Origin of the sequence: Streptomyces sp. NPDC006512 (genome assembly GCF_040611935.1) — a bacterium.
Taxonomy (GTDB): domain Bacteria; phylum Actinomycetota; class Actinomycetes; order Streptomycetales; family Streptomycetaceae; genus Streptomyces.
On sequence record NZ_JBEXPG010000003.1, the window covers coordinates 109,924 to 122,529 of the forward strand.

General features: G+C 71.1%; 8 protein-coding genes. 1 reads left to right on the top strand and 7 read right to left on the bottom strand.

What is annotated here, in order from left to right:
• Positions 1 to 137 precede the first annotated feature (137 nt).
• From topA to bldG, 7 genes are all read right to left on the bottom strand, one after another.
• Positions 138 to 2,975 (bottom strand): type I DNA topoisomerase, encoded by a 2,838-nt coding sequence (gene topA, locus ABZZ17_RS03130; protein ID WP_356871353.1) that lies wholly within the window; start codon positions 2,973 to 2,975, stop codon positions 138 to 140.
• Positions 2,976 to 3,241: 266 nt separating this feature from the next.
• Positions 3,242 to 3,439: a hypothetical protein gene (locus tag ABZZ17_RS03135; RefSeq protein ID WP_356871355.1), complete on the bottom strand. Its 198-nt coding sequence runs from the start codon at positions 3,437 to 3,439 to the stop codon at positions 3,242 to 3,244.
• 155 nt (positions 3,440 to 3,594) lie between these two features.
• Positions 3,595 to 5,127, bottom strand: a complete 1,533-nt coding sequence (locus ABZZ17_RS03140; RefSeq protein ID WP_356871357.1) for a methyltransferase — start codon at positions 5,125 to 5,127, stop codon at positions 3,595 to 3,597.
• A 160-nt stretch (positions 5,128 to 5,287) separates the two neighbouring features.
• Positions 5,288 to 5,851: a small secreted protein gene (locus ABZZ17_RS03145; protein ID WP_356871359.1), complete on the bottom strand. Its 564-nt coding sequence runs from the start codon at positions 5,849 to 5,851 to the stop codon at positions 5,288 to 5,290.
• Positions 5,852 to 6,024: 173 nt separating this feature from the next.
• Positions 6,025 to 8,430, bottom strand: a complete 2,406-nt coding sequence (locus tag ABZZ17_RS03150) for a sodium-translocating pyrophosphatase (protein ID WP_356871361.1) — start codon at positions 8,428 to 8,430, stop codon at positions 6,025 to 6,027.
• Positions 8,431 to 8,786: 356 nt separating this feature from the next.
• Positions 8,787 to 9,227: an ATP-binding protein gene (locus tag ABZZ17_RS03155; RefSeq protein ID WP_356871363.1), complete on the bottom strand. Its 441-nt coding sequence runs from the start codon at positions 9,225 to 9,227 to the stop codon at positions 8,787 to 8,789.
• Positions 9,228 to 9,343: 116 nt separating this feature from the next.
• On the bottom strand, positions 9,344 to 9,685 hold the full coding sequence (gene bldG / locus ABZZ17_RS03160) for an anti-sigma factor antagonist BldG (protein ID WP_008743037.1): 342 nt from the start codon (positions 9,683 to 9,685) through the stop codon (positions 9,344 to 9,346).
• An 81-nt stretch (positions 9,686 to 9,766) separates the two neighbouring features.
• Here bldG and ABZZ17_RS03165 point away from each other — a divergent pair, with 81 nt between their 5' ends.
• Positions 9,767 to 12,292, top strand: a complete 2,526-nt coding sequence (locus tag ABZZ17_RS03165; protein WP_356871365.1) for a DEAD/DEAH box helicase — start codon at positions 9,767 to 9,769, stop codon at positions 12,290 to 12,292.
• Positions 12,293 to 12,606: the final 314 nt, after the last annotated feature.

Below are 12,606 nucleotides of genomic sequence, written 5' to 3' on the forward strand. Positions count from 1 at the left end.
CTGTGGACAGGGCCCGGTGTGACCCCGCACCCACTCGGGGCGCGCCCCCGGTGCGGGACGCCCGAGGGCCCCGCGCGGATCGCGCGGGGCCCTCGTGAGAGCGAAGTGCCGGAGTCCCGGAGTCCGGATACCGGCGGCTACGCGTCCGCGGCCGGAACCGCCGCCGTCTTCTTGGCCGCAGTCTTCTTCGCGGCGGCGGTCTTGGTGGCGGTCGTGGTCTTCTTCGCGGCCGTCGTCTTCTTCGCGGCGGCGGTCTTGGTGGCCGTCGCCTTCTTCGCCGGAGCCTTCTTGGCCGGTGCCTTCTTCGCGGGCGCCTTCTTCGCGGTCTTCTTCGCCGGACCCTTGGCCCGCTTCTCCGCGAGGAGCTCGTAGCCCCGCTCGGGGGTGATCGTCTCGACGTCGTCGTCCCGGCGCAGGGTCGCGTTCGTCTCGCCGTCCGTCACGTACGGGCCGAAGCGGCCGTCCTTGACGACGACGGGCTTCTCGCTGACCGGGTCGGTGCCCAGTTCCTTCAGCGGCGGCTTGGCCGCGGCCCGGCCGCGCTGCTTCGGCTGCGCGTAGATGGCGAGGGCTTCGTCGAGGGTGATCGAGAAGAGCTGGTCCTCGGTCTCCAGGGACCGCGAGTCCGTGCCCTTCTTCAGGTACGGGCCGTAGCGGCCGTTCTGGGCGGTGATCTCGACGCCCTCCGCGTCCACGCCCACCACGCGCGGCAGCGACATCAGCTTGAGGGCCTCGTCGAGGGTGACCGTGTCCAGGGACATCGACTTGAAGAGGGAGGCCGTCCGCGGCTTGACCGCGTTCTTGCCCGTCTTCGGCGTGCCCTCGGGAAGGATCTCGGTGACGTACGGCCCGTAGCGGCCGTCCTTCGCGACGATCTGGTTCCCGCTCACCGGGTCGGCGCCCAGTTCGAATTCACCGCTCGGCTTCGCGAACAGTTCCTGCGCGTACTCGACCGTCAGCTCGTCCGGAGCCATGTCGTCCGGTACGTCGGCCCGCTGGTGGCCTTCGGCGTCCTTCTCGCCGCGCTCCACGTACGGCCCGTAGCGGCCGACGCGCAGCACGATGTCGTCGCCGACGGGGAAGGAGGAGATCTCCCGGGCGTCGATCGCGCCCAGGTCCGTGACCAGCTCCTTCAGGCCGCCGAGGTGGTCGCCGTTGGCCGGGACGACCTGCGAGGCCTCTTCGGAGCCGAAGTAGAAGCGCTTGAGCCACGGCACGGACTGGGCCTCGCCCCGCGCGATGCGGTCGAGGTCGTCCTCCATCTTGGCGGTGAAGTCGTAGTCGACGAGCCGCCCGAAGTGCGTCTCCAGGAGGTTCACCACGGCGAACGAGAGGAAGGACGGCACGAGTGCCGTGCCCTTCTTGAAGACGTAGCCGCGGTCGAGGATCGTGCCGATGATCGACGCGTACGTCGACGGCCGGCCGATCTCCCGCTCTTCCAGCTCCTTGACCAGCGAGGCCTCGGTGTAGCGGGCCGGCGGCTTGGTCGAGTGGCCGTCGGCGGTGATCTCCTCGGCCGACAGCGCGTCGCCCTCGGCGACCTGCGGCAGCCGCTTCTCGCGGTCGTCGAGCTCGGCGTTCGGGTCGTCGGCGCCTTCGACGTAGGCCTTCATGAAGCCGTGGAAGGTGATCGTCTTGCCGGAGGCGCTGAACTCGGCGGCCCGGCCGTCCGACGCGGTGCCGCCGATCTTCACGGTCACCGAGTTGCCGGTCGCGTCCTTCATCTGGGAGGCGACGGTCCGCTTCCAGATCAGCTCGTACAGGCGGAACTGGTCGCCGGTCAGACCCGTCTCGGCCGGAGTGCGGAAACGATCACCCGAAGGCCGGATCGCCTCGTGCGCCTCCTGCGCGTTCTTGACCTTGCCGGCGTAGACGCGCGGCTTCTCCGGCAGGTAGTCGGCTCCGTAGAGCTGGGTGACCTGCGCGCGGGCCGCGGAGACGGCCGTGTCGGAGAGCGTCGTGGAGTCCGTACGCATGTAGGTGATGAAGCCGTTCTCGTACAGCTTCTGGGCCACCTGCATGGTCGCCTTCGCACCGAAGCCCAGCTTGCGCGAGGCCTCCTGCTGGAGGGTCGTCGTGCGGAAGGGGGCGTACGGGGAACGGCGGTACGGCTTGGAGTCGACCGACTTCACGGCGAACGAGGTCTGCTCCAGCGCGGCGGCCAGCGCCCGCGCGTTCGCCTCGTCGAGGTGCAGCACCTCGCCCTTGAGCTGCCCGGTCGAGCCGAAGTCGCGGCCCTGCGCGATGCGCTTGCCGTCGACCGAGTTCAGCCGGGCGACCAGCGTGGAGGGGTCGGAGGCGTCACCGGCGCGGCCGGTGGAGAAGGTGCCGGTCAGGTCCCAGTACTCGGCGGAACGGAAGGCGATGCGCTCGCGTTCCTTCTCGACGACCATGCGGGTGGCCACCGACTGGACGCGGCCCGCCGACAGCTTCGGCATGACCTTCTTCCACAGGACCGGCGAGACCTCGTAGCCGTAGAGGCGGTCGAGGATGCGGCGGGTCTCCTGGGCGTCGACCATGCGCTGGTTGAGCTCGCGCGGGTTGGCGACGGCGTCGCGGATCGCGTCCTTGGTGATCTCGTGGAAGACCATCCGGTGGACGGGGACCTTGGGCTTCAGGACCTCTTGCAGGTGCCACGCGATGGCTTCGCCCTCGCGGTCCTCATCGGTGGCGAGGAAGAGTTCGTCGGACTCGGCCAGCAGGTCCTTGAGCTTGCGGACCTGCGCCTTCTTGTCCGCATTGACGACGTAGATCGGCTGGAAGTCGTGCTCGACGTCCACGCCGAGCCGGCGGACCTCGCCGGTGTACTTGTCGGGAACCTCGGCCGCGCCGCTGGGGAGGTCGCGGATGTGCCCGACGCTCGCCTCGACGACGTATCCGGGGCCGAGGTAGCCCTTGATCGTCTTCGCCTTGGCAGGGGACTCGACGATGACGAGTCGGCGGCCGCCCTTTGCGGTCTCGCTAGTCGGGGACAACTTGGCTCTTCTCTCCGGTCGGCACTCGGTCGCAGTACGGCGACGCTGCGGAGTGTGACGGTACAACCCGCCCCCGTGTCAAACGGCACAAGCCCGCAACGGCCACTCGAACGGTAACCCGACAAGTGCCGGTTCTGCCGCCCGGATGCCGCGCCGGACCCCTTCCGGTCACCGCCCAGGGTGGCCGGGGGGCCGTCTGGCCCCGCCTCCACACCCGCTTCGACGTCGGGTTTCACACCCGTACGGAGATCACCGGCGAGCCCGCCTCAGAAGCGCTGGAGGCACCAGAACCCGAGGGCCAGGGAGCCCGCGCCGGCCAGCAGCGCCAGCGGTACGGCCACGACGGGGCGCACGCCCTCAGCCACCGGCGCACGATGCAGGGCGCGCGCCCCCGTCCAGACCAGCAGAGCGGCTCCGAACAGCAGGAACACGGCTGCCGCGAAGATCGCCGGACCGCGCTCCATGCCGTTCCCCTTTACCCCTGGGCCGCTCCGGGATCCCCCCGGATCCCGCTGCCGGGGAGCCTGCCAGCCGTGGGGGTACGGCGGGCGAACCCCGGGTTACATCACGGGTACGGAAGCACTTCCGGGGGCGGGCGGTCCGGGCGGCCAGAGCGGCACTAGGAGACGGTCCCGCCCGGTACGGGCTCCAGGAAACCCTGCTCGACCAGCATCCGGATCGCCTCCGGGGTCCGGTCCCGCAGGACGACCGGATCCTCTTCCATCAGCCGGGCGATCGCGTCGAGGATCCGGCCCGCGCTGAGTGAGCCGTCACACACTCCCGCGAAGCCCGCCCCGACCGTGTCGACCTTGGTCGCCCGCCGCATGCCGCGGTTCTGCCGGAGCACCACGTGCTCCGGGTCCTCCGCCCCGGGCGCGCCGACCTGCTCCTGGACGACCTCGGCGGTCAGCCGGAAGTACCCGGTCAGCAGGGCCGCGTCATCGTGTTCGCGCAGGTAGTCCTGCCGGGCGAAGTGGGCCAGCACGGTCTCGCCGAGCGGCTGCTCCACCGAATGCGGCCACTCCTCGACCACGATCGAGGGCTCCGCGGCGTCGGTGCGGCGCAGGGTGATCCAGCCGAAGCCGACGGCCTTGGTCTTGCGGGCCTCGAACTCGTCCAGCCAGTCCTCGTACCGCCGGGTGTACTCGGCCGGGTCGGTGCGGTGGTCGCCCGCGTCGCGCAGCCACAGCTCCGCGTACTGCGTGACGTCCTGCACGTCACGCTGCACGATCCAGGCGTCGCAGCCGCGCGGCACCCAGGAGCGGAGCCGGTCGTGCCAGTCCTCGCCGTCCACGTGCTGCCAGTTGCCGAGGAACTGGGCGTACCCGCCCGGGTTGAGGTGCGCGCCGGCCTGCTGGACCAGCATCCGGCACAGGTCGTCGCCGCCCATGCCGCCGTCGCGGTAGGTGAGCCGGGCGCCGGGGGAGATCACGAAGGGGGGATTCGACACGATCAGGTCGTACGTGGCGTCCCCGACGGGCTCGAAGAGCGACCCGGCGAGCAGCTCCGCCTCGGGCGCCCCCGAGAGCGCCAGCGTCAACCGGGTGAATTCCAGGGCGCGCGGGTTGACGTCGGTGGCGGTGACCCGGGTCGCGTGCTGGGCGGCGTGCAGGGCCTGGATCCCGGATCCGGTGCCGAGGTCGAGGGCCGAACCGACGGGGATGCGGACGGTGATGCCGGCCAGGGTGGTGGACGCCCCGCCGACGCCGAGGACCACGGCCTCCTCCCGCTTGCCGATCCCGCCGGCCCCGCCGACGGCGCAGCCGAGGTCCGAGACGATGAACCAGTCCTCGCCCTCCGGACCGCCGTACGGGCGTACGTCGACGGTGGCGTGCACCGTGTCCTCGCCGTCGGCGGCATCCTCCCGGCGCAGCCAGCCGCCGGCGAGGGCGGCCTCGACGGGCAGCGCGGCGGCCGCGTGCGCGTGGGGCACGGGCTCCTGGAGGAGGAAGAGCCGGACCAGGCTCGCGAGGGGCGTGTCACCGGCGCTGCGGGTGGCCCGCAGGGCGGCGACCGTCTCACTGCGGGCCAGCGCCGCGTAGGCGGGGGCTCCGAGCAGGTCGAGCAGCCCGTCGGCGGTGAAGCCGGCGGTGAGCAGGGAGGCGCGGAGTTCGGCGGCGCAGTCGGGCGAGGGAAGGCTGGTGGTACTCACGCGTCCATTGTGGCCGCTGGGACCGGCAAACCGAACGACCCGCTACGCGCGGCAGGGCGGCCGGGTCCGCGGGGAACTCCGGCCGCCCTGGGCGGCGTACGACCCGCCGGGGGCGGCGGGTGGCGGCGTACGGCCCGCCGGGGGCGGCGGGCGGTCGCGCTCAGCCGTTGGCGGGCGTGCTGACCTGGCAGCCCTTCTGGCTGTAGATCACCTTGAGGCCGGTGGACTCGAGCTTCTGCTTGCTCGCCGTCTCGTTCGCCGCGACCTCCGTGAGGCCTCCGGCCACCTGCTGGAGGCCCTCAGCGAACTTGCTCTGGTCCTTGGCGTCCAGCGCGTCGATCTTCGTCTTGAGGTCGATGTAGCTCTTGGAGATCTGGTCGTAGCTCTTCACCACGGCGTCCTGGGACGCCTTGCCGTCCGTGACGGGCGCCTCGCCCGCGGCCGTCAGGGCGCCGCCCATGGACTTGTACGCGTCGGACAGCGTCTGGAACGCGGCCGAGTCGGTCTTCTGGACCTCTTCGGGCTTGTTGCTCTGGGTCGCGACCCGCTTCAGCTCGTCGTTCGTGGTCTTGATCTTGGTGAGCTCGGGCTCCCACTTGTCGCAGACCTTCTTGGCCCAGGCATCGGCCTTCGCCTTGCCGTCGTCGCCGTCTCCGCCGCAGCCGGACAGGACGAGCATCAGTACCGCACCGCCGGACACCGCGGCCGCAAACTTCTTGTTCACCGGATTGGTCCCTTCGAAGGCTCTCGGCCCGGAAGATACACGGCCGCCCTCAGGGGACGCACAAAGGCGGACAGACGACGCGTCAGTACGCGCCGCCCGTCCGCCGTTCGGGCGCATCTTCGAGCCGGTCGGCCCAAGGGGTCAGGACCCCTGAGCGTCCGGCGTCCGCGGCGTCAGGAAACCACCGCCGGGCCGGGTGACTGCGCCACCCGCTCGGCGGCGCCCTCGCCGTCGCCCTCGTCCCCGACCGCGATGCCGCGGCGCTTGGAGACGTACACCGCGCCGACGATGACGCCGATGGCGAGGACCGAGACGACGGCCCGCACGGTCGCGCTGGTGTCCTCGCCGTAGCTGAACTGCACGACGGCGGGGGCGATCAGCAGTGCCACCAGGTTCATGACCTTGAGCAGCGGGTTGATCGCGGGGCCCGCGGTGTCCTTGAACGGGTCACCGACGGTGTCTCCGATGACGACCGCGGCGTGGGCCTCGCTGCCCTTGCCGCCGTGGTGGCCGTCCTCGACGAGCTTCTTCGCGTTGTCCCACGCACCACCGGAGTTGGCGAGGAACACCGCCATCAGCGTGCCGGTGCCGATGGCCCCCGCGAGGAAGGAGCCGAGCGCGCCGACGCCGAGGGAGAAGCCCACCGCGATCGGGGTGAGGACGGCGAGCAGGCCGGGCGTGGCGAGCTCGCGCAGGGCGTCCTTGGTGCAGATGTCCACGACGCGGCCGTACTCGGGCTTCTCGGTGTAGTCCATGATCCCGGGGTGCTCGCGGAACTGGCGGCGCACCTCGTAGACGACGGCTCCGGCCGACCGGGACACGGCGTTGATGGCCAGGCCCGAGAACAGGAACACGACGGCCGCGCCCAGGATCAGGCCGACCAGGTTGTTGGGCTGGGCGATGTCGAGGCTGAGGTTCATCTCCCCGGCCTTGGCCCCGACCTCCTTCACCGCTCCGGCGATCGCGTCGTTGTACGAGCCGAAGAGCGCGGCCGCGGCCAGGACGGCGGTCGCGATGGCGATGCCCTTGGTGATCGCCTTGGTGGTGTTGCCGACCGCGTCCAGGTCCGTGAGCACCTGGGCGCCCGCGCCCTCGACGTCGCCGGACATCTCCGCGATGCCCTGTGCGTTGTCCGACACCGGGCCGAAGGTGTCCATCGCGACGATGACGCCGACGGTGGTGAGCAGTCCGGTGCCGGCGAGGGCCACGGCGAAGAGCGCCAGCATGATCGACGTACCGCCGAGCAGGAAGGCTCCGTAGACCCCGAGGCCGATGAGGAGTGCCGTGTACACGGCGGATTCCAGGCCGACGGAGATGCCGGCGAGGACGACGGTGGCCGCGCCGGTCAGGGAGGACTTGCCGATGTCCCGGACGGGACGGCGGTTGGTCTCGGTGAAGTAGCCGGTCAGCTGCTGGATCAGGGCGGCGAGCACGATGCCGATCGCGACGGCGACGATCGCCAGCACCCGCGGGTCGCCGGGGTGGTTCGCGATGGCCGCGTCCTCGACGCCGACGAGCTCCTTGTACGTGGCCGGCAGGTACGCGTAGACGGCGATCGCGACGAGCACCAGCGAGATCACGGCGGAGATGAAGAAACCGCGGTTGATGGCGGTCATGCCGCTGCGGTCGGAGCGGCGCGGAGCGACCGCGAAGATTCCGATCATGGCGGTGATGACGCCGATGGCGGGCACGATCAGCGGGAAGGCGAGGCCGAGGTCGCCGAAGGCCGCCTTGCCGAGGATGAGCGCGGCCACGAGGGTGACGGCGTACGACTCGAAGAGGTCGGCGGCCATCCCCGCGCAGTCGCCGACGTTGTCGCCCACGTTGTCGGCGATGGTCGCGGCATTGCGCGGATCGTCCTCCGGAATGCCCTGCTCGACCTTGCCGACCAGGTCGGCGCCGACGTCGGCGGCCTTGGTGAAGATGCCGCCGCCGACACGCATGAACATGGCGATCAGCGCGGCGCCGAGACCGAAGCCCTCCAGGACCTTGGGCGCGTCCGCGGCGTAGACCAGTACGACGCAGGAGGCGCCGAGCAGGCCGAGGCCGACGGTGAACATGCCGACCACGCCACCGGTGCGGAAGGCGATCTTCATCGCCTTGTGGGACACGTCGGTCAGGTCCTTGGCGGGTTCGCCCTCGGCGGGGGTGGCCTCGCGGGCGGCGGCGGCGACGCGGACGTTGGCCCGCACCGCCAGACGCATGCCGATGTAGCCGGTGGCGGCCGAGAACAGCGCGCCCACGAGGAAGAAGGCCGAGCGGCCCCCACGCTGCGACCAGTCGTCGGCGGGGAGCAGGAAGAGCAGGAAGAAGACGACCACGGCGAAGACGGCGAGGGTGCGCAACTGGCGTCCGAGGTAGGCGTTGGCGCCTTCCTGAACGGCTGCGGCGATCTTCTTCATGCTGTCGGTTCCCTCGTCGGCGGCGAGGACCTGGCGGACCAGGATCTGCGCGACGACGAGCGCGGCCAGTGCGACGACCGCGATGACGATCACGATGAGCCGATTGTCATCGGTGAGTACTGCGGCTGCCAGATCATGTGCGCGATCCGGCGCGATAGGGGTGAAGAGCCCCGTCATTCGTCCTCCTTGACGTGATGAGCTCAAGATGTGGACGGATTGTAGGGAGCGCGACCTGATCAAAACAGTGGGCGTGAAACGGAATTGGCCCGCACTTGCTCCTCAGCAATAGATCGCGTCACTCCATTACCCTCGAAAGAAGTAATGGGGCAAAGGCATTGACGACTGATCAACGATCTAGAGCTTTTTTCCGAGAAATGCGAAAGGCCCTGCTCAGCAGGGCCTTGATAAAGATCGGAAGATACGACGCATGCGGTCGCGGACCGCGCGTCGAAGCGTGGCGGGCCACCCCGGGAACACGATCAGGACGCGACGTTCACGGCCGGCTACTGCCGCACCACACGGGCAGCCTGACGCTACGAAAGCGCCGGGCCCCCGGACACGGGCCAGCTCATGCGGATGGTGCCGCCCGCCTCGCCCGAGGTCACGGCGACGTCGTCGACGAGCCCGCTGATCACCGCGAGACCCATCTCGTCCTCACCCTCGATGTCCGGGTCCAGGACGGCGGCGATGCCGGACACGGCCTCGCTGGAACCGCCGGCCGGTCCGGGCACCTCGTCACCGACCTCGATGGAGAACAGCTTCTCCTCCTCGGTCAGCACGACCCGGACGGGCGCGGTCAGTCCATTGCTGCGGTGCAGTCCGACGGCACGCGAACACGCTTCGCCCACGGCGAGGCGGACCTCGTCGAGTACGGCTTCCTCGACCCCCGCCCGGCGCGCCACGGCGGCCGCGACCAGGCGGGCCGTCCGGACGTGTTCGGGCTGGGCGCTGAAGCGCAGTTCAACGGTGGCCATGTGCGTCCCCCTCGGACTACGGGCGTGACTTGACAGGGGACCGGACCGCCCATGGCCCGGTACCCCCGCTCCTCGTCGGCGCCTGCGCCGTTTCCGGCGGCAGCCGCCAGGAGCCGTCAGTCGGTGGCGTTGACGGCGTCTTCCACCGTGGTGTGGATCGGGAACACCTTGGTCAGACCGGTGATGCGGAAGATCTTCAGGATGCGCTCCTGGTTGCAGACCAGACGCAGCGAGCCCTCGTGCGCACGAACGCGCTTGAGGCCTCCCACGAGCACACCGAGGCCGGTGGAGTCGAGGAAGTCCACTCGCTCCATGTCGACAACCAAGTGGTAGCTGCCGTCGTTCACCAACTCCACCAACTGCTCGCGCAGCTTGGGCGCGGTATACACATCAATCTCGCCACCGACCTCTACGACCGTGCGGTCGCCGACAGTGCGAGTCGACAGGGACAGGTCCACGGATCCTCCAGCACCTTGCTATCGAGCGGCGCCCCCCAGGGGCCTCCCCACCCGAAGGTAGGGGAGGGATCGGCTGCCGCGATGGCATTCAATCACTTACCGGCAGGCGCGCACGACGCCTTGGGACCATTGTCCCGCACGCCAGTGACACACTCGGTTCCAATGGCCAACACTCACCGCCCCGGTCGGCCCACGGCGCCCGCGGACGCACGACCCACCCCCGGCACGGTCCTGGACCGGCTGTCAGGGGGGCCTTCCCGGGCTGCGCGCATCACCCATACGGAGCACTTGCCCCCTCGGGCGGGTCGTCATGCGGTCTGGCCCGATCGCATCCGAACGGATGTCGTGGCGGCGATTTCGGCCGCCGGCATCGAACATCCGTGGGAACACCAGGCGACGGTCGCCGAGCACGCCCTGGACGGCCGGTCCGTCGTCGTCGCGACCGGCACCGCCTCGGGCAAGTCCCTGGCCTACCTCGCGCCCGTGCTCTCCGCCCTGGCGGACGGCGCCGGGGCGCCGAACGGGCGGGGTGCGACCGCCCTCTACCTCGCCCCGACCAAGGCTCTGGCCGCCGACCAGCGGCGCGCCGTGCGGGAACTGGCCGCGCCGCTCGGAAACGCCGTCCGGCCGGCCGTGTACGACGGCGACACGCCCTTCGAGGAGCGGGAGTGGGTGCGCCAGTACGCGAACTACGTGCTGACCAACCCCGACATGCTGCACCGGGGGATCCTGCCCGCCCACCCCCGCTGGTCTTCCTTCCTGAAGGCGCTGCGCTACGTCGTCATCGACGAGTGCCACACCTACCGCGGCGTCTTCGGCTCCCACGTCGCCCAGGTCCTGCGGCGGCTGCGGCGCCTGTGCGCCCGCTACGGCTCCGAGCCCGTCTTCCTCCTGGCCTCCGCCACCGCGAGCGATCCGGCGGAGGCCGCCTCCCGGCTGACCGGCCTGCCCGTCATCGAGGTCTCCGACGACGCCTCACCGCGCGGGGAGCTCGTCTTCGCCCTGTGGGAGCCGCCGCTGACCGACCTCAAGGGCGAGAAGGGCGCGCCGGTGCGCCGCACCGCCACCGCCGAGACCGCCGACCTGCTGACCGACCTGGTCGTGCAGGGGGTCCGCACGGTGGCCTTCGTCCGCTCCCGGCGCGGGGCCGAGCTGATCTCCGTGATCGCCCAGGAACGGCTCGCGGCGGTGGACCGGTCCCTGCCCCGGCGGGTCGCCGCCTACCGGGGCGGCTACCTGCCCGAGGAGCGCCGGGCCCTGGAGCGGGCCCTGCACTCCGGGGAGCTGCTGGGCCTGGCCGCGACCACCGCCCTGGAGCTGGGCGTGGACGTCTCCGGCCTGGACGCCGTACTGATCACCGGCTACCCCGGCACCCGGGCCTCCCTGTGGCAGCAGGCGGGCCGGGCCGGACGGTCCGGTCAGGGCGCCCTGGCCGTCCTCGTCGCCCGGGACGACCCGCTGGACACCTACCTGGTCCACCACCCCGAGGCGCTGTTCCGCCGGCCCGTGGAAGCCACGGTCCTGGACCCCGACAACCCGTACGTCCTCGCCCCGCACCTGTGCGCGGCGGCCGCGGAGCTGCCGCTGACCGAAGCGGACCTGAACCTCTTCGGCCCGGCCGCGAGCGGCCTCCTGCCCCAGCTGGAGGCGGCGAAGCTGCTGCGGCGCCGGGCGACGGCCTGGCACTGGACCCGCCGCGAGCGGGCCTCGGACCTGACCGACATCCGGGGCGGCGGGGGCCGCCCGGTGCAGATCGTCGAAGCCGCCACGGGGCGGCTGCTGGGCACGGTCGACGAGTCCGCCTCCCACACCGCCGTCCACGACGGGGCCGTCCACCTCCATCAGGGCCGCACCTACCTGGTCAAACACCTGGACCTGGAGGATTCGGTGGCCCTCGTCGAGGAGGCGAATCCGCCGTTCTCCACCACGGCCCGGGACACCACCTCCATCTCGATCCTGGAGACCGAGACCGAGATCCCGTGGGGCGCCGCCCGGCTCTGCTACGGCTCCGTGGAGGTCACCAACCAGGTCGTCTCCTACCTGCGCCGCAAACTGATCACCGGCGAGGTGCTCGGCGAGGCCAAGCTGGACCTGCCGCCGCGCACCCTGCGCACGCGGGCCGTGTGGTGGACGGTCACCGAGGACCAGCTCGACGAGGCCCGGATCAACCCGGAGATCCTCGGCGGAGCCCTGCACGCCGCCGAGCACGCCTCCATCGGCCTGCTCCCGCTGTTCGCCACCTGCGACCGCTGGGACATCGGCGGCGTCTCCGTGCCGCTGCATCCCGACACGCTGCTGCCCACGGTGTTCGTCTACGACGGCCACCCCGGCGGCGCCGGATTCGCCGAGCGGGCCTTCCACACGGCACGGGCCTGGCTCACGGCCACCCGGGACGCCATCGCCGCCTGCGAGTGCGACGCGGGCTGCCCCTCCTGCATCCAGTCCCCCAAGTGCGGCAACGGCAACGACCCCCTCCACAAACGCGGCGCCGTCCGCCTCCTCACCCGCCTCCTCGCCACCCCGCCCGGTGCCGGGCCGGAGCCCGCACCCCCGGGCGCCGCAGCCGCACCCCCAGGGCCCGACCCGGCCGGCCCACCCGCTCCCTGACACCGGTGGTGCGGGCCCCCAGCGCCCTGTCAGCGCCCCCGCGAGCCGCGGCGACCCGGATGGACCGGGGCAGTCGCCCAAACCCCGCAAATCGCCCCTCAGGACGCCCCTGGGGCCTGGAGGGGAGTCCCGAAGCAAACCGGGGCGAACCGTCCTCAAGTCGCCCGCGAAACGCCCCGACCATCCGCCGGAGACGAATCCGAACCCCCCCCCCTTCCGTTTGGCTGAAAATCGCCTCTCCGACCTCACCGAACAGTTGAAATCAGGCCCCGAAAACCGCCCCGCACCGGTACGCCCGTCCGGGTCCCCTCACC

What these genes read in the sequence shown, in the direction of transcription:
- ABZZ17_RS03135 (WP_356871355.1), bottom strand. Translation starts at nt 3,439, where the DNA reads ATGGAGCGCGGTCCGGCGATCTTCGCGGCAGCCGTGTTCCTGCTGTTC.
- ABZZ17_RS03155 (WP_356871363.1), bottom strand. Translation starts at nt 9,227, where the DNA reads ATGGCCACCGTTGAACTGCGCTTCAGCGCCCAGCCCGAACACGTCCGG.
- ABZZ17_RS03150 (WP_356871361.1), bottom strand. Translation starts at nt 8,430, where the DNA reads ATGACGGGGCTCTTCACCCCTATCGCGCCGGATCGCGCACATGATCTG.
- ABZZ17_RS03165 (WP_356871365.1), top strand. Translation starts at nt 9,767, where the DNA reads ATGGCATTCAATCACTTACCGGCAGGCGCGCACGACGCCTTGGGACCA.